This is a genomic window from Streptomyces sp. NPDC005004, from assembly GCF_053600675.1.
The window spans coordinates 82,093-98,579 of record NZ_JBSGAH010000007.1 but is presented as its reverse complement, the minus strand read 5'-3'; the positions used below and the strand labels follow the sequence as shown (position 1 = coordinate 98,579).

Here is a 16,487-nt window from a genome sequence, read left to right as displayed (position 1 = left end):
AGCAGGAAGATGGGACGATGAGACATGCTGTCCGCACCACAGCGATGCGAGGGGATAGATGAGCGCGACGTTCGGCGGCCGGTCCGGCCGGCAGGGCAAGATCTCCCAGTGGCTGCGCGGACGCCGGCCCAAGGAGACGTCCGCCGACGACGGCCGTGAGGCGCTGCTGCTCGCCGCCGCCGCTGCCGGACTGCCCCTCGCCCCCGCCGCGCACCCCGCCCCGGGCTACGGCTGTTCCTGCGACCGCGTCGGCTGTCCGACCCCCGGCCGCCACCCGGTCTCCTTCGCCTGGCAGACCCAGTCGACCACCGACCGCGCCCGGATCGAGCGCTGGGCCCGCGAGCAGCCCGAGGCCAACTTCATCACCGCCACCGGCATGGTCCACGACGTCCTCGACGTCCCCCTGGCCGCCGGACGCGAGGCCCTCGACCGGCTGCTCTCCTCCGGCGCCGAGGTCGGCCCGGTCGCCGAGAGCGACGACGGCCGGATGCTGTTCTTCACCCTCACCCGGGGCACCCCCGAGGACGAGGACGAGTGGTGGCCCTGCGAACTGGACTGCCACCCCGAGACCATGGACGAACACCCCGGAATGCGCTGGCACTGCCGGGGCTCCTACGTCCTGGTGCCCCCCGCCCGCCTGCCCGGCGGCGACGGCGACCGACAGGTCCGCTGGGTACGCGGCCCCGAGCACCCGCTGCCCGAGCCGCTGACCCTCCTCGAGGCGCTGACCGACGCCTGCGCCCGGCACGCGGGCACGGCGGAAGCCGACCACTCCGCCGGCGCCTGGCCGCTGCGGCACTGACCGACGCCCGGAAGCGGCTACGCCCCCCGCGCCGACGTCAGCCCCTGCACCCGCCCCAGCACCGACACCCGCCCGCTGCCGGCCGGGACCAGTGCGGTCTCGTTGGAGACGAACTCCATCGTCAGGGACTGCCTGACCTCGCCCTTGGTCAGCGCGCGCACGTCCTGGTTGGGCACGGGCACGGACGTGCCCGCCGCGGCGGTCTGCTTCTCGTAGTACCGGGAGGCGAAGAAGACCAGCGCGCCGCCGTCCTCGGTGCGCAGCGCGAGCGGCGCGTAGGCACCCCGGTCCAGCGTCTCGTCGATGTACTGCCGGACCAGCCCCGGCTTGCGCGCCTGCTGCTGCCGTACGGTGCGCAGCCCGCTGGTGCTCGGGCCGTTCGCGAAGCTCGTCCCGCCGCTCTTCAGATACGCGGCGTACGTGCCGCTCAGCTCGGCCGGCGGCACGGCGAGCCCGGTCGCGTCGGCGGGCACCGCCTCCGCGAAGCCGTCCGCGTCCGTCTTGAACTTCGGTACGGCGCCGGGCGCGAGCACGGTCAGATACGCCACCTGCCAGGGCGCGCCCATCGACTGACGGGTGAACACCAGCAGCCAGCGCGCGGAGCCGCCCTTGTTGCCGAGGGCGTCCGCGACGAACCAACGCGGCCAGCCGGGCTTCTTCGGGATCGTGAACTTCGCGTCCGTCAGCTTCAGCGGAGTGTGCGCGGGGTTGCCGTCCGGATGGTTGGCATGCCCCGCGCGCAGCCGGGCCGAGTCGATGTCGGCGAGGGCGCCGGTGACATGGTCCTCGTCCAGGGAACTGTCGTAGGCCCGGTCGGCCTTGTTGTACGCCTCGGTGAACCGGGCCAGCGCCTTCGCGGCGTCGGTACGGGTGGCCGCGGGGATCATCGCGCGTTCGCCGTGCACCACCACGCAGCCGCTCGCCGTCAGCGACACCGCCGCGGTCAGCGCGGCCGCTATGACGGCCTTCCGTCCCCGGCGCCGAACCCGATTCCTGCCCATGAGTACCGCTCACCCCTTCCCGGAGGCGAACCCTACCGGGAGGTGCTCTCCACCCGCTCGCGACCGCGCAGCTTCGCCGTGACGCCCGGGTCGAGCAGGAACAGGGTCAGCACCGGGACCAGGTAGAGCAGCCAGACGGTGAGCTGGACGACCGTCGGGTCCGGCTGGAAGTTGAGCACACCCTTGAGCAGGGTGCCGTACCAGCTGTCCGGCGGGATGAGGCCGCTGATGTCGAAGGCCAGGTCGGTCAGGCCGGGGATCACGCCCGCCTCCTGGAGGTCGTGGAAGCCGTACGCCAGCACGCCCGCCGCGACCACCACCAGCATCCCGCCGGTCCAGGTGAAGAACTTGGCCAGGTTGATGCGCAGCGCGCCCCGGTAGAACAGCCAGCCGAGCAGCACGGCCGTCGCGAGACCGAGGGCGGCGCCGATCAGCGGGCGCGGGGTGCCGTCACCGGCCGCGTGCACCGAGGCCCACACGAACAGGGCGGTCTCCAGGCCCTCGCGGCCCACGGCGAGGAACGCGGTGGCGACCAGCGCGCCGGTGCCCATGGCGAGGGCCGTGTCCAGCCGCCCGTGCAGCTCGCTCTTGAGGTGCCGGGCGGTGCGCCGCATCCAGAACACCATCCACGTCACGAGCCCGACGGCGATGACGGACAGCGAGCCGCCGAGCCCCTCCTGCGCCTTGAACGTCAGCTCCTGGGAGCCGAATTCGAGAGCGCAGCCGAAGCCCATCGCGAGCAGGATCGCCACGCCGATGCCGAGCCAGATCGGCCGGAGCGCGTCCCGGCGGCCGGTCTTGACCAGATAGGCGATCAGGATGCAGACGACGAGCGACGCCTCGAGACCTTCGCGCAGACCGATCAGATAGTTGGAGAACACGGACTACGCCTCCTCGGAGAACAGCGTCCGGCCCCACCAGTCGGCGGAGTCCCGGACACCGGGCGGGATCGCGAAGACCGCGGAACCCACGTGCTGGATGTACTCGTTGAGCGCGTCGTGCGCGGAGAGCCGGCGCTGGAGCGGGATGAACCCCTCGCGCACGTCACGCTGGTAGGCCAGGAAGAACAGCCCCGCGTCCAGGCGGCCGAGCCCGTCGGTGCCGTCGGTGAAGGAGTAGCCCCGGCGCAGGATGGTGACCCCGTTGTTGGAGTCCGGGTGGGCCAGGCGCACATGGGCGTCCGGCTTCATCGCCTTCAGGAACGGCGCGTCGTGCTCCTTGGCCTTGCCGACCGGGGCGCCCTCGCGCTTGTCCCGGCCGAACACGTCCTCCTGCTCCTGGAGCGAGGTGCGGTCCCAGGTCTCGATGTTCATCCGGATGCGCCGCGCGACCAGATACGAACCACCGGTCATCCAGGACGACTTGGCGTCCCCGTCCGAGGCGTTGACCCATACGTGCTTGTTCAGCCGGGCGGTCTCGGTGCCCGCGATGTTGCGGGTGCCGTCCTTGAAGCCCATGAGATTGCGGGGCGTCTGGGCGTCCGGGGTGGTCGAGGAGGTCTTGCCGAAGCCGAGCTGCGACCAGCGCACCGCGACCTTGCCGAAGCCGATGCGGGCCAGGTTGCGGATCGCGTGCACGGCGACCTGCGGATCGTCCGCGCACGCCTGCACACAGAGGTCGCCCCCGGTGCGGGACTTCTCCAGGTTGTCGCCGGGGAACTTCGGCAGGTCCGCGAGGGCGGCCGGGCGCCGGTCGGTGAGGCCGAACCGCTCGAAGAGCGAGGGCCCGAAGCCGATCGTCAGGGTGAGGCGCGAGGGCTTCAGCCCCAGCGCCTCCCCGGTGTCGTCCGGCGGCGCCTCGGCGAGCCCGCCGTAGGCGCCCTCGCCGACCGCCCTGCCCGCCGTCATCCGGCGCGCCGCCTCGGTCCAGTCCTTCAGCAACCGGACGAACTCGGCGCGGTCCTCGGTCTTCACGTCGAACGCGGCGAAGTGCAGCCGGTCCTGCACCGGCGTGGCGATGCCCGCCTGGTGCGCGCCGTGGAAGGCGACCGCGCCGCCCGTGTCGGCGGACGCCAGACCCAGGTGGTCGTCCTTCCCGGTCAGCGCCATCGTGCCGCCCGTGGCGGCGGCGCCGAGCGCCAGCCCGGCCCCGCTCCAGCCGATCAGCGCGCGCCGCGAGGGACCGCCGTTGCGCGGTTTCTCGGTCATCACCGACTCCTGTGCTTGCGCTGCTACTTGACGACCGCGGCGGCGAGCTTCGACAGCGGCTCCGCGAGGGCGTTCACCGCGTCGGACAGCTCCTTGCGCTGGGCCTTGGTGACCTTGTCGTAGGAGACGAAGTCGTAGGACGCCTTGTCCGCGCGGTACTTGTCCAGCAGCTTGTCCAACGCACCGAACTGCTTGTCCAGTTCGGCGGTGAGCGCCGGGTCGTTCTTGGCGGCGGCCGGCTTCAGCAGCTCGTACGCCTGCTGCGCGCCCTCCACGTTGGCCTTGAAGTCCACCAGGTCGGTGTGCGAGTAGCGGTCCTCCTCACCGGTGATCTTGCCGGTGGCGACCTCGTCGAGGAGTTCCTTGGCGCCGTTGGCCATCGAGGTCGGGGTGATCTCGGCCTTGCCGACGCGCTTCTGCCAGTCGGTGAGGTCGGTGACCAGCTCGGCGGCGAGCTTCTTGTCCGCCGCGGTGATCTTCTTGTCCTGCCAGAGGGACTTCTCCAGCTTGTGCCAGCCGGTCCACTTCTGGCCGTCCTCCAGGCCGTCGGCGCGGGTGTCCACCTTCGGGTCGATGTCACCGAAGGACTCCGCGACCGGCTCGGTGCGCTCCCAGCCGAGGCGGGAGGGCGCGTACGCCTTCTTCGCGGCGGCGAGGTCACCGGCCTCGATCGCCTTGGCGAAGGTCCGGACGCGGGGGATCGTCTGGTCCGCCTGGTCCTGGGCGTACTGGCGGTAGCCCGCGACGGCCTCGTCCAGCGCCGGGTTGCGCTTGGCGGCCGTACCCGAGCCGGTCACGGCGAGCTTCTGCCGGACGCCGTGGCCCCGCATCCCCGGGCGGCACGCGATCTCGTACGAGCCCGCCTTCACCTCGGCGGTGAGCGTGTACTTGGTGCCCGGGCCGATGTTCTCCTTCTCGGAGACGATCCGGTCGTCCGGGAAGAGGATCTCGACCTCGGTGGCCCGCGAGCCCGTGTTCTCGATCTTCAGGGTGACCTGGCCCGCCGGGACGGACTTCGTGGAGGTCTTGCACGTCGAGTCGGCGGCGGTGACCTGGATGGCGTCGCCGTCCTTGGCGTCGCTCTTGGCCGTGCAGGCCGACAGGGCGGTCACCGCGGCCGCCAGGGTGGCGGCGATCGCGATCGGACGGGCGGCTCGCATACGGGCTCCATGCGGTCAGGGCGGCGCCAAACCCGCCCATTCGATTTGGTGAGGCTTGCCTAACTTACCCGAGCCTTAGTCCGGCGGTAACCGCCGGGTACGGCATTCGAACCGCACGAAAAGATCACAGACACGACTTGATGTCGGCACCTCAAAGGCGACACCAAGGAAAGGCAAAGAGCACCCCAAGCGGTCGCGATGCTTCAATGCGCGGGTGACTGACTACGACGTTCTCCGCGTCTTCTGCGGACCCACCGGCGGCTACGGCAACGAACTCGGTGTCGTCCGCAACGGCTCGCTGGTGCCCGAGCGTGACGACCGGCAGGAGCTCGCCGCCAAACTCGGCTTCAGCGAGACCGTGTTCGTGGACGACCCCGAGCGCGGAGTGATCGACATCTACACCCCCACCTCCCGGCTGCCCTTCGCCGGCCATCCCTGCGTCGGCACCGCCTGGCTGCTCGACGTGCCCGAACTGGTCACGCCCGCCGGGGAGGTCGGCACCCGGCTCGACGGCGAGTTCACCTGGATCGAGGCCCGCGCGGAGTGGGCCCCGCCGCGCACCCTGCGCCAGTACGCGAGCGCCGCCGAGGTCGACGCCCTGGAGGTGCCGCCGCCGGGCGAGTGGATCTACGCCTGGGCGTGGGAGGACGAGGCGGCCGGCCGGGTGCGCGCCCGCGCCTTCCCCGGCCGGAACGACGGCATCGACGAGGACGAGGCGACCGGCGCGGCCGCCCTCCTCCTCACCGACCGACTGGGCCGGGCGCTCAACATCACCCAGGGCGTGGGCTCCCAGATCCTCACCGCGCCCCAGCCGCACGGCTGGGTGGAGGTCGGCGGCCGGGTCGTGCTGGAACGCTGACCCGGCTTCCGCGGCGCCGCCTACGGCAGCGTCAGGATGTCCGCCCCGCTGTCCGTCACCACCAGCGTGTGCTCGAACTGGGCCGTGCGCTTGCGGTCCTTGGTCACCACGGTCCAGCCGTCGTCCCACATGTCGTACTCGTGGGTGCCGAGCGTCAGCATCGGCTCGATGGTGAAGGTCATGCCCGGCTGGATCACGGTGGTGGCGTGCGGGGAGTCGTAGTGCGGGACGATCAGCCCGGAGTGGAACGACGAGTTGATGCCGTGCCCGGTGAAGTCCCGCACGACGCCGTAGCCGAAGCGCTTGGCGTAGGACTCGATGACCCGGCCGATGATGTTGATCTGACGGCCGGGCTTCACCGCCTTGATCGCCCGGTTCAGCGCCTCACGGGTGCGCTCGACCAGCAGGCGGGACTCCTCGTCCACCTCGCCGACGAGGTAGGTCGCGTTGTTGTCGCCGTGCACCCCGCCGATGTACGCGGTCACGTCCAGGTTGACGATGTCGCCGTCCCTGAGGACCGTCGAGTCGGGGATGCCGTGGCAGATGACCTCGTTGACGGACGTGCACAGGGACTTGGGGAAGCCCCGGTAGCCCAGGGTCGAGGGATAGGCGCCGTGGTCGCACATGTAGTCGTGCGCGACCTTGTCCAGCTCGTCCGTGGTGACGCCGGGGGCGATGATCTTCGCCGCCTCCTCCATCGCCCGGGCGGCGATCCGGCCGGCGACGCGCATGGCCTCGATCGTCTCGGGCGTCTGCACCTCCGGACCGGTGTACGGAACAGGCGCGGGCTTTCCGACGTACTCGGGACGCCGGATGTTTCCGGGCACCGGACGGGTGGGAGACAGCTCCCCTGGTACGAGCAGCGACTGGCCAGACATGCCAGCGAGTCTAACCAGCGGGCATGGGGGAACATGTGTGTGGCGAGAGGAGCCGTTGATGTCCGTGTTCAAGAAGCGCGCCCAGGGCAAGCCGGGCGAGTGGTACTACTGCCTGGAGCACAAGAAGGTCGAGGAGGGCCCCGACTGCCCCGGCAAGGACCGCTTCGGCCCGTACGCCACGCCGGACGAGGCCCGGAACGCCATGGAGACCGCCCACGAGCGCAACGAGGAGTGGGAGAAGGACCCCCGCTGGCAGAACGCCCCCTCCGGCGAGGACGGCGACACGGCCTGACGGTCGCGTCCCTGCCCGTACCCGACCGCCCCGGTGACAGCGCGCGTGACCGCCTCCGCCGGGGCGGCGGTGTCTTCCGGCGCTCTCCCGGCTGCGGCGGCCTGCCGGACCCGGCGTCCTACCAGGGCGCCGCGGGAGGTGCCGTCAGGATCTCCGCGAGCCGCGACAGCCGGTCCTTGAAACCCCGCCGCGCTCTCGGCGGGCCCGCGTTCTCGCCCGCCGCCGCGCTCACCAGGTGCTGCACGCTGTCCAGGTCCAGCTCGGCGCCCTCGGGGACGGCCAGCACGTCGTGGGCCATCGCGGCCAGCTCGCCGTCGCCCGCGCCGAGCGCCAGCACGGTCACCCCGGCGCGGCGGGCGGTGTGGACCCGCTCCAGCAGCGCCGCCGGTTCGTCCGGGGCCACCACCAGCAGGGTCTCGCCCCGGCGCGCCTCCGCGATCCGGCCCGGGCCGACCGCCAGATGCGCGGGGTCGGAGGGGCGGGCGTGGTGGCGCACCAGGGTGGGGGCCAGCTCCGGCGTCCCCGACCAGGCCGCCTCGTCCACCAGGTGGGCCGCCAGATGCCAGGGCTCGTACTCCGGCGTCCCGGCGAGCAGCAGCCCGCCGCCGTGCGCCGTCACCGAGCCGCGCAGCACCCCCGCGAACCGGCGGGTGGCCCCCAACCACTCCGTCCCGGCGAGCACTTCGCGCAGCAGCGCGACCCGTACGGCGTCCATGCGCCCGCATCCTGCCTCAACCGGTCCCCTTCGTCCCGCAGTTCACTTCAGGTTCGCCCGAACCGAGGACTCACCCGCGCGGGTGCGCGAGGCGGCGCGGACGTAGAGTCGGGCCATGACCACCAGCGACAGCGCACAGACCGCCGCATCCGCCCCCGCGAAGGCCCCGGCCAAGGACCCCTGGGACCTGCCCGACGTCTCCGGCCTGGTCGTCGGCGTCATCGGCGGCACCGGCCCGCAGGGCAAGGGGCTCGCGTACCGGCTCGCCAGGGCGGGCCAGAAGGTGATCGTCGGCTCCCGCTCCGCCGAGCGCGCCCACGCGGCCGCCGAGGAGCTGGGTCACGGCGTCGAGGGCGCCGGCAACGCCGAGACCGCGCGCCGCAGCGACGTCGTGATCGTCGCCGTGCCGTGGGACGGCCACGCCGACACCCTGAAGTCGCTCCGCGAGGACCTCGCGGGCAAGCTCGTCGTGGACTGCGTCAACCCGCTCGGCTTCGACAAGCAGGGTGCCTACGCGCTCACCGTCGAGGAGGGCAGCGCCGCCCAGCAGGCCGAGGCGCTGCTCCCGGACTCCCGGGTCACCGCCGCCTTCCACCACCTGTCCGCCGTCCTCCTGGAGGACCCGGAGATCGACGAGATCGACACCGATGTGATGGTCCTCGGCGACAAGCGCGCCGACACCGACATCGTGCAGGCACTGGCCGCGCGCATCCCCGGTATGCGCGGCGTCTTCGCCGGGCGGCTGCGCAACGCCCACCAGGTGGAGGGGCTCGTCGCGAACCTGATCTCCACCAACCGCCGCTACAAGGCACACGCCGGGCTGCGCGTCACGGACGTGTGACACCGGCGCCGGGCGTGGGCGGCCCATGGGGGACACTGGTGCGCGTAGCAGTGTCCCCCGACAGGAGCCGACCCCATGCCCCGCATCGCCCTCGTCACCCTCGCCGTCTGCGTCCTCTCCCTGGCCGCGGCCGTCGTCTCGTTCGTCCAGGGGAGCTGGCTCGGGATCGTCTGGGTGCTGCTCGCGGGGCTGACCTCCAACATGAGCTGGTTCTACTTCAAGCGGAGCCGGGGCGCCGCCGCCAAGTCCGTCACGGGCTGACGGCCGAGTCCGTCACGGGCCGACCGAGCAGTACGCCGGGGCCTCGCTCCAGAAGCGGTAGAGCCAGTAGCCGCAGTCGGAGACCCCGTCCCCGACACCCAGGGCGCGCAGCACGCCGTAGACCAGGTCGAAGAAGGCCGCGTTCACCGAGGGCACCCACAGCAGCGCGAAGACGAGCAACATGCCGAACTGGGCGAACGTCTCCAGCTGGCGCTTGATCCCGTACGGCAGCCACGGCTCGATCACGCCGTAGCCGTCCAGGCCGGGCACGGGCAGGAAGTTCAGGATCGCCGCGCTCACCTGGAGCAGGGCGAGGAACGCCAGCGCGTACCGGAAGTCGCGCGGCACACCGCCCGCCACGCCCAGCCAGAACGGCGCCGCGCACACCAGCGCGAACGCCACGTTCGTCAGCGGGCCCGCCGCCGAGATCAGGCTGTGCCGCCAGCGGCCCCGGATCCGGCCGCGCTCGATGAACACCGCGCCGCCGGGCAGACCGATCCCGCCCGCGATCACGAACAGCACCGGCAGCACGACGCTCAGCAGCGCGTGCGTGTACTTCAGCGGGTTCAGCGTCAGATAGCCCTTGGCGCCGATGGAGAGGTCCCCGCCGTGCAGCGCGGTGCGCGCGTGCGCGTACTCGTGCAGGCACAGCGAGACCACCCAGGCCGCCGTCACGAACAGGAACACCGCGAGCCCGGGCCGCGCGGCGAACCCGGTCCAGGTCGCCCAGCCGGTCACCGCCGCCACGGCCAGGATTCCGACGAAGACGGGACTGACCCGGCGGTCGGCGGGACGGGTCGCTGCGGTGGTCATGGGCGGCTCCTGAAGGGCGTGTTCCGGGTGAAGCGGAACGGATCGGGCGGGGCGGGGCGCGGATCGGGCGGACGGTCGGGTGCCCGACCGTACCCGGCCGGGACTCGCCGGGAAAACGCCTCGCCACCGGCCCCCGGTTCCGCGAGGCTGTGGGGATGGCGCTGATGAAGGTCTTCTACGAGGACTGGCAGATGGGGTGCTGCGGCGACCCCTTCTCGGTCGGTGACCGGGTCGGCTGGAACCTCGTCGCCGTGCGGAAGGCCGCAGACCCGGGCGGGGCGTACGGCGCGGGGGCCTGGGTGGAGAACCACGGCGGGCGGGGTCCGGCGACCGAGGGCCTGGTCCGCGGGGTCGAGCTGGTCCGGACGGCCTACGAGTTCCGCCCGCAGGAGTCGCCCACGCTTCGCCCGGTGCCCGGCTCCTGGAGCCTGGAGGCGGTGGACACCTGCCCCAAGTGGTTCGACGGCGACACCTTCGAGTCCGGCACCTCCGAGTCCGGCACCGAGAAGTCCGGCACCCTGGTCCACCGGACCTGCGGCGCCCTCGTCACCCTGGAGGTCCCGGACGGGCCCTCCGCGTCCCCGCCCGCGGCATCCCGTGCCCGCCGCCGATCCCGCCGGGCCGACCGGAGACAATGAACACCGTGCGCTATCGGCTTCTCGGCACCACGCAGGCCCTCCGCCCCGACGGCTCGGCCGTCCCCGTCGGCGGGGCGCGGCTGCGTGCCCTGCTGACCGTGCTCGCGCTGCGGGCCGGGCGGACCGTACCGGCCGCCGTCCTCGTGGACGAGGTGTGGGGCGCCGACCCGCCCGCCGACGCCGCCGGAGCCCTCCAGGCGCTGATCGGTCGCCTCCGCCGCGCCCTCGGCGCCGACGCGATCGCCTCCGCCGACGGCGGCTACCGGCTCACCGCCGCCCCCGACGACGTCGACCTCACCCGCTTCGACCGGCTCACCGCCGACGGCCTCGGCGCCCTCGCCGACGGCGACCCGGCCAAGGCCGCCGGGATGCTCGACGACGCCCTCGCCCTCTGGCAGGGGCAGGTCGTCGCCGACCTGCCCGACCGCACCGCCGAGGCCGCCCGCTGGGAGGCCCGCCGCCTGGACGCCCTGCGCGCCCGGCACACCGCCGCCCTCGCCCTCGGCCAGGGCGAGCGTTCCCTGCCCGAGCTGGCCGCCCTCTGCGACGGCCACCCGCTGGACGAACCCCTCCAGGCCCTGCGCCTGCGCGCCCTGCGCGACGCGGGCCGCCCCGCCCAGGCGCTGGCCGCCTACGAGGAGGTACGCCGCCTGCTCGCCGACCGGCTCGGCTCCGACCCCGGGCCCGAACTGCGCGCCCTGCACGCCGAGCTGCTCACCGAGGACGCCCCGCCGCCCCCGAGACCCGTCCAGGCCGCCGCCCCGCGTCCCGCGCCGGGCAACCTGCCCGCCCGGCTCACCTCCTTCGTCGGCCGCGAGAGCGACATCGAGGCCATCGGCGCCGACCTCGCCGCCTCCCGTCTGGTCACCCTGCTCGGCCCCGGCGGCGCGGGCAAGACCCGGCTCTCCCAGGAGGCCGCCGAGGCGGTCCGGGACACCGTCCGCGACGGCGTGTGGCTGGCCGAACTCGCGCCCGTGGACGAGCCCGAAGCCGTCCCGCAGGCCGTGCTCACCGCGATCGGCGCCCGTGAGACCGTGCTGCACGGCGCGGGCGTCGAGGGCGCCCGCGCCGTCTCCGAACGCTTCGGCGACCCCGTCGAGCGCCTGGTGGAGCACTGCGCCCGGCGCCGGATGCTGATCATCCTCGACAACTGCGAGCACGTGGTGGACGCCGCCGCCCGGCTCGCCGAACGCCTCCTGGCCGCCTGCCCCGGGCTGACCGTGCTCGCCACCAGCCGCGAACCCCTCGGCGTTCCGGGGGAGTTGGTGCGTCCGGTCGAGCCGCTGCCGGAGCCGGTCGCGCTGCGGCTGCTCGGCCACCGGGGCGCCGCGGCCCGGCCCGGCTTCGAGATCCAGGCCGATCCCGAGGCGTGCGCCGAGATCTGCCGCCGCCTGGACGGACTGCCCCTCGCGATCGAGCTGGCGGCCGCCCGCCTGCGCATGTTGACTCCCCGCCAGATCGCGGACCGGCTCGACGACCGCTTCCGGCTGCTCACCTCCGGCAGCCGCACGGTGCTGCCCCGCCAGCAGACCCTGCGCGCCGTGGTCGACTGGTCCTGGGAACTCCTGGACGAGGACGAACGCGAGGTCCTGGGCCGCCTGTCCGTCTTCGCGGGCGGCTGCGACCTCGCCGCCGCCGAGGCCGTCTGCGGCCCCGCCGCCCTCGACGCGCTCGGCTCCCTGGTCGACAAGTCCCTGGTGGTGGCCACCCCCTCGGCCGGGGGCGGGATGCGCTACCGGCTCCTGGAGACCGTCACCGAGTACGCGGGGGAGCGCCTCGACGAGACGGGCGGCCGCCTCACCGCCGAGCGCGCCCATCTCACCTACTACCGCGAATTCGCCCGCACCACCGACCCGTTGCTGCGCGGCCCCCGCCAGCGCGAGGCCATCGGCCTGTTCCAGCTGGAGTACGAGAACCTGCGTACCGCCTTCCGGCACGCCGTCTCCGTGGGCGACGAGCAGGAGGGGCTGATCCTGGTGCTGTCCCTGCTCTGGTACTGGCAGATGCGGGACCAGCGCCTGGAGACCCGGGCCTGGTGCGAGGACGTCATGGCGCTCGGCCCGGACCCCTTCGCGGAACCGATCCGGCGCGCCGAGCCGGTGTGGGAGCGCTGCACCGACACCCCGCCCCCGCTCACCGGCGAACTCCTCGCCGAGGCCCGGCGCGGGCTGCACCTCGCCCACCTCGCCTGCATGGACACCGACCTGGAGGCCTGGCAGAGCCCGGGCGCGCGGGACAAGCTCCGCGTCGTCACCGAGGTCTACCACCCCGGTATGCCCCAGACCTGCCGCTCGCCCGGAATGCTCTGGTGGTTCGCGGAGATGCTCGTCAACGGCGCCGGCCGGCTGCCCGAGATCACCGACGCCGCCGTGCGCACCTGCCGGGAGACCCCCGGCTATGAATGGGAACTGGCGGGCGCCCTCCAGACCCGCGCCAACCTGCTCGCCAACCGCGCCAGCTGGGCGGGCGACGCCGCCCGCGACGCCGACGAGGCACTGGAGATCTACCGGCGCCTCGGCGACGCGTGGGGCATCGCCGAGGCGCTGTCCGCGCGCGGGGAGGCCCATGAGCGCAAGGGGATGAGCCGCGAGGCCGCCGCCGACTACGAGGGCGCGATGGAGCACGCCGAACACCTCGGCGCCCGCGCCCAGCTGGCCGTCCTCGGCGCCCGCCTCGGCAACATGCTGATGGAGGCGGGGGAGAAGGAGCGCGGCGAACGCCTGCTGCGCGAGGTCGTCCACGAGCTGGACGGCAGTCACAGCGAGGCGATGCCGGTGGCCCGGCTGTTTCTGGCCGCCTGGCTCCTCGTGGACGGCAGGACCGCCGAGTCCCGCGAACAACTCCAGCGGTTGCGTGAGGAGTTCGTCCTCTCCCGGTTCGTCGTCTTCGACGCCATGATCCTCACCCAGGAGACGTGGCTGGACGTCGAGGAGGGACACGTGGAGCGCGCGCTGGAATCGGTCCGCCGTGCGCTGGGGCTGGCCGGTGACCCGCTGTGCGACGTCGTCGTCCCGCAGATGCCGTCCCTCTGCCTCACCGCCGCCGCCCAGGCCCTGGCGGCCACCGGCGACCCCGCGCGTGCCGTGGACGCCGCCCGCTGCCTCGGCGCCTCGGTGGCCCTCATACCGAACGGGCATCTGCGCTCCCAGGTGGAGCAGGCGGCCTACGACCGCGCCGAGGCCCTCGTCCGCGAAGCCCTCGGCGAAGCCGCGTTCGGCGCCGCGTACGCCGAGGGCGGTGGCCTCTCCCTCGTGGAGGCCACCGCCCTGGTGTGAGCGCGTCAAGGTCAGCTCTTGGTGCGGAACTTGTAGATCGAGAACGGGGCCATCACGGCGGTGATCGCCACCGACCAGCCCACCGTCACCCACAGGTCGTGCGTCACCGGACCGCCCACCATGAGACCGCGCGCGGCGTCCGCGAGCGTGGACAGCGGGTTGTAGTCGGTGAACGCCTGGAGCCAGCCGGGCATCGACTGTGTCGGCGCGAAGATGGACGAGCCGAACTGGAGCGGGAACAGCACCAGGAAGCCCATCGCCTGCACGGACTGCGCGCTCTTCATCACGACGCCGAGGGTGAGGAACACCCACATGATCGAGGACGCGAAGAGCGTGGACAGGCCCACCGTGGCGAAGAGGCCGGGCCAGCTGGTGATGTGGAAGCCGACCAGCACCGCCACGATCATCAGCACGACCGTCGCGAACAGCATCCGGGCCAGCTCCACGCCGATCTTGGCGAAGAGCACCGAGCCGCGGCCGATCGGCAGCGAGCGGAAGCGGTCCATCACACCGCTGTTGAAGTCCTGGCTGAAGCCGGTGCCGACGCCCTGCGACATCGTCATGCTCATCATCGCGAGCATTCCGGGGATGACGTACTGGACGTACTGGTCCTGACCGCCGCCCAGCGCCTTGCCGATCGAGCCGCCGAAGACGAACACGAACAGCAGGGTGAAGATGATCGGCATCAGCAGCGCGTCGAACATCGACTCGGGGTCCTGCTTGATCCAGAGCAGGTTGCGCCGGACGAGGGCGCCGGTGTGCCGCAGGTGGCCGCGCAGGGTGATGCGGCTGTCGGCCGTGGTGTCGGCCGGGGCGGTGAGGGTGCTGGCGCTCATACGGCGACCTCTTCGCGGGCGTCGGAGTCGGAGTCGGCGGGCGTGGCGTCCTGCGGGGCACTGGCGCGGTGGCCGGTGAGCGAGAGGAACACCTCGTCCAGGCTGGGGAGTTCGGTGACGATGGAGGAAATGGTGATGCCGCGCGCGGTCACCGCGCCGACGACGGCGGTGAGTTGCTCGTCGCTCAGGATCGGCACCAGCAGCGTGTTGTTCTCGCGGTCCACGGTGGTGGTGGCGAGGCCGGTGATGCCCAGGTCGTCCAGCATCGTGGCGAGCGGGCCGAGCTGGAGCGGGTCCACCGGGCGGATGCGGAGGGTGCGGCCGCCGACGCGGGCCTTCAGCTCCTCGATCCGACCGGCGGCGACGACGTTGCCCCGGTCCACCACGGTCAGCTCGGAGGCGAGCTGCTCGGCCTCCTCCATGTACTGGGTGGTGAGCAGGACGGTCACGCCCTCGCCGACCATCGCCTTCACCTCGTCCCACACCTCGTTGCGGGTGCGGGGGTCCAGTCCGGTGGTCGGCTCGTCGAGGAACAGCACGCTCGGGCGGCCGATCATCGACGCGGCCAGGTCCAGGCGCCGCCGCATACCGCCGGAGTACGTGGAGGCGGGGCGCTTGGCGGCCTCCGTCAGCGAGAACCGCTCCAGCAGCTCGTCGGCGCGGGCGCGGGCGTCCTTGCGGGACAGATCGAGCAGCCGGCCGATCATGTACAGGTTCTCCCAGCCGGGGAGCTTCTCGTCCACCGAGGCGTACTGGCCGGTCAGGCCGATCACCCGGCGCAACTGACGGGGCTGCCGTACGACGTCGTACCCGGCGACCATCGCCGCACCGGCGTCCGGCGTGATCAGGGTCGACAGAATCCGCACGAGGGTCGTCTTCCCGGCCCCGTTCGGCCCGAGCACCCCCATCACGGTGCCCTCCCGCACGTCCAGGTCGACCCCGTCCAGCGCCTTGGTCTCCCCGTAGTGCTTCACCAGCCCCCGCACGGAAACCGCCACCCGGCGCCCGTCGGAACTCTCATCGATTCGTGTCATGCCCACAAGGTCCCACGCCCCACCGACAATCCACCGACAGACGCCCGACAGACGAACCGGCACGGCTCCCGGCACCCGTCGGCTCCGCCTCACTCCGCCGCCGGGCTCCGCTCCCCCCGGTCGAGGGCGGCGACCTCGCGCACGGCCGCGGCGATGGCCGGGAAGTCCTTTCTCAGGAGCGCGCCGTGGTGGGCGGCGACCTTCGCGGCGATCCGGATGTTCGTGTTGCGGGCGGTCACCGCGTCGAGGCTGGCGCGTATCCGTTCCTGCTCGTCGCCACGGCTTCCGAAGGACGTCCCCGAAGCGACCACGTACCGCACCGGGACGGTGATCTCGTCCAGCACGGGGCCGAGTTCACGCTCGCGGGAGAGCCTGCCGAGCTCGATGTTGCTGTCCGCCATCTGCCCGGCGTTCATCCGCGGGGTCAGACCCGTCGGACGCAGCAGCGGCATGAACAGGTTCAGCCGGCGGAACAGCTTGCGGATGCGCTGCTCCATGGCCTCGTCGAGCCAGTCGTAGGGGAACGCGCCGTCGACCAGAACCGCGCCCACGGCACGCTCCGGGTTCCGGGCGGTCCAGTGCGCGCCGACGACCGCCCCGTAGGACCAGCCCACCACCAGCGCCCGGTCCACACCCCGGGCGGCCAGGACGGCGTCGAGGTCCCGGACGGCCGCCTCGAAGGAGTAGTCCGCCGAGCGCCGCGACCTGCCGCGGGCCCGCTCGTCGTAGGAGATGTGCCGCCACCGCGGGCCCAGTTCGGCGATGACGCGCCGCCAGTACCCCTGGGTGGCGAACTGACCGTTGAGGTAGACCACGGGGACACCGGGGCCGCCCGTGTCGGTGACGGCAAGGGCCGTGTCGTCGACCGGCACCATGCCGCTCCACGGGGAGCCGGTCGCGGAAGTGCTGTGCTTCGTCATGTGTTCCACCTGGTC

At 72.6% G+C, this 16,487-nt stretch carries 17 protein-coding genes; 7 read left to right on the top strand and 10 right to left on the bottom strand.

Annotated features, from left to right (window positions below; genetic code table 11):
- Nucleotides 1-58 precede the first annotated feature (58 nt).
- The gene (locus ACWEEU_RS11820; RefSeq protein WP_385746907.1) at nucleotides 59-802 is read left to right on the top strand and encodes a bifunctional DNA primase/polymerase; all 744 of its coding nucleotides are present in this window, start codon (nucleotides 59-61) and stop codon (nucleotides 800-802) included.
- 17 nt (nucleotides 803-819) lie between these two features.
- Here ACWEEU_RS11820 and ACWEEU_RS11815 read toward each other — a convergent pair whose 3' ends face one another.
- The 4 genes from ACWEEU_RS11815 to efeO are packed head-to-tail and all read right to left on the bottom strand — an operon-like array spanning nucleotide 820 to nucleotide 5,110.
- Nucleotides 820-1,803, bottom strand: a complete 984-nt coding sequence (locus ACWEEU_RS11815) for a hypothetical protein (RefSeq protein ID WP_451731189.1) — start codon at nucleotides 1,801-1,803, stop codon at nucleotides 820-822.
- A 32-nt stretch (nucleotides 1,804-1,835) separates the two neighbouring features.
- Nucleotides 1,836-2,684 carry an iron uptake transporter permease EfeU gene (gene efeU, locus ACWEEU_RS11810; protein ID WP_385746903.1) on the bottom strand — a complete coding sequence of 283 codons (849 nt, stop codon included), beginning with the start codon at nucleotides 2,682-2,684 and terminating at the stop codon, nucleotides 1,836-1,838.
- A 3-nt stretch (nucleotides 2,685-2,687) separates the two neighbouring features.
- Entirely contained in the window at nucleotides 2,688-3,950 is a 1,263-nt protein-coding gene (gene efeB / locus ACWEEU_RS11805; RefSeq protein ID WP_451731186.1) for an iron uptake transporter deferrochelatase/peroxidase subunit, read from the bottom strand.
- A gap of 23 nt (nucleotides 3,951-3,973) precedes the next feature.
- The gene (gene efeO, locus ACWEEU_RS11800) at nucleotides 3,974-5,110 is read right to left on the bottom strand and encodes an iron uptake system protein EfeO (protein ID WP_385746899.1); all 1,137 of its coding nucleotides are present in this window, start codon (nucleotides 5,108-5,110) and stop codon (nucleotides 3,974-3,976) included.
- A 214-nt stretch (nucleotides 5,111-5,324) separates the two neighbouring features.
- Between efeO and ACWEEU_RS11795 the strand changes: the two genes are divergently transcribed.
- Nucleotides 5,325-5,969 (top strand): PhzF family phenazine biosynthesis protein, encoded by a 645-nt coding sequence (locus ACWEEU_RS11795; RefSeq protein ID WP_385746897.1) that lies wholly within the window; start codon nucleotides 5,325-5,327, stop codon nucleotides 5,967-5,969.
- 20 nt (nucleotides 5,970-5,989) lie between these two features.
- Here ACWEEU_RS11795 and map read toward each other — a convergent pair whose 3' ends face one another.
- The gene (map, locus tag ACWEEU_RS11790; protein ID WP_385746895.1) at nucleotides 5,990-6,847 is read right to left on the bottom strand and encodes a type I methionyl aminopeptidase; all 858 of its coding nucleotides are present in this window, start codon (nucleotides 6,845-6,847) and stop codon (nucleotides 5,990-5,992) included.
- A 58-nt stretch (nucleotides 6,848-6,905) separates the two neighbouring features.
- Between map and ACWEEU_RS11785 the strand changes: the two genes are divergently transcribed.
- The gene (locus ACWEEU_RS11785; RefSeq protein WP_385746893.1) at nucleotides 6,906-7,139 is read left to right on the top strand and encodes a hypothetical protein; all 234 of its coding nucleotides are present in this window, start codon (nucleotides 6,906-6,908) and stop codon (nucleotides 7,137-7,139) included.
- 118 nt (nucleotides 7,140-7,257) lie between these two features.
- Here ACWEEU_RS11785 and ACWEEU_RS11780 read toward each other — a convergent pair whose 3' ends face one another.
- Nucleotides 7,258-7,854 (bottom strand): hypothetical protein, encoded by a 597-nt coding sequence (locus ACWEEU_RS11780; RefSeq protein ID WP_385746891.1) that lies wholly within the window; start codon nucleotides 7,852-7,854, stop codon nucleotides 7,258-7,260.
- Nucleotides 7,855-7,969: 115 nt separating this feature from the next.
- Between ACWEEU_RS11780 and npdG the strand changes: the two genes are divergently transcribed.
- Together npdG and ACWEEU_RS11770 are read left to right on the top strand one after the other, a co-directional pair.
- Nucleotides 7,970-8,695 (top strand): NADPH-dependent F420 reductase, encoded by a 726-nt coding sequence (gene npdG, locus ACWEEU_RS11775; RefSeq protein ID WP_451731182.1) that lies wholly within the window; start codon nucleotides 7,970-7,972, stop codon nucleotides 8,693-8,695.
- 75 nt (nucleotides 8,696-8,770) lie between these two features.
- Entirely contained in the window at nucleotides 8,771-8,956 is a 186-nt protein-coding gene (locus ACWEEU_RS11770) for a hypothetical protein (RefSeq protein ID WP_385746887.1), read from the top strand.
- Between the two features lie 12 nt (nucleotides 8,957-8,968).
- On the opposite strand, the gene ACWEEU_RS11765 is transcribed toward ACWEEU_RS11770, so the two are convergent.
- Nucleotides 8,969-9,769: a site-2 protease family protein gene (locus ACWEEU_RS11765; RefSeq protein ID WP_451731179.1), complete on the bottom strand. Its 801-nt coding sequence runs from the start codon at nucleotides 9,767-9,769 to the stop codon at nucleotides 8,969-8,971.
- A 155-nt stretch (nucleotides 9,770-9,924) separates the two neighbouring features.
- Between ACWEEU_RS11765 and ACWEEU_RS11760 the strand changes: the two genes are divergently transcribed.
- On the top strand, nucleotides 9,925-10,407 hold the full coding sequence (locus tag ACWEEU_RS11760; protein ID WP_451731176.1) for a DUF6578 domain-containing protein: 483 nt from the start codon (nucleotides 9,925-9,927) through the stop codon (nucleotides 10,405-10,407).
- Nucleotides 10,404-13,682 (top strand): BTAD domain-containing putative transcriptional regulator, encoded by a 3,279-nt coding sequence (locus ACWEEU_RS11755; RefSeq protein ID WP_451731173.1) that lies wholly within the window; start codon nucleotides 10,404-10,406, stop codon nucleotides 13,680-13,682. Before ACWEEU_RS11760 ends, ACWEEU_RS11755 begins: the two co-directional genes overlap by 4 nt.
- A gap of 11 nt (nucleotides 13,683-13,693) precedes the next feature.
- Here the strand turns inward: ACWEEU_RS11755 and ACWEEU_RS11750 are convergent, their stop codons facing one another.
- The 3 genes from ACWEEU_RS11750 to ACWEEU_RS11740 form a co-directional block, all read right to left on the bottom strand.
- Complete coding sequence (locus ACWEEU_RS11750; RefSeq protein WP_451731170.1) at nucleotides 13,694-14,518, bottom strand: ABC transporter permease; 825 nt, start codon at nucleotides 14,516-14,518, stop codon at nucleotides 13,694-13,696.
- Nucleotides 14,515-15,552, bottom strand: coding sequence for an ATP-binding cassette domain-containing protein (locus ACWEEU_RS11745; RefSeq protein ID WP_451731167.1), 1,038 nt, complete (start codon nucleotides 15,550-15,552; stop codon nucleotides 14,515-14,517). Before ACWEEU_RS11745 ends, ACWEEU_RS11750 begins: the two co-directional genes overlap by 4 nt.
- Nucleotides 15,553-15,641: 89 nt before the next feature.
- Nucleotides 15,642-16,472 carry an alpha/beta fold hydrolase gene (locus tag ACWEEU_RS11740; RefSeq protein WP_451731164.1) on the bottom strand — a complete coding sequence of 277 codons (831 nt, stop codon included), beginning with the start codon at nucleotides 16,470-16,472 and terminating at the stop codon, nucleotides 15,642-15,644.
- Nucleotides 16,473-16,487: the final 15 nt, after the last annotated feature.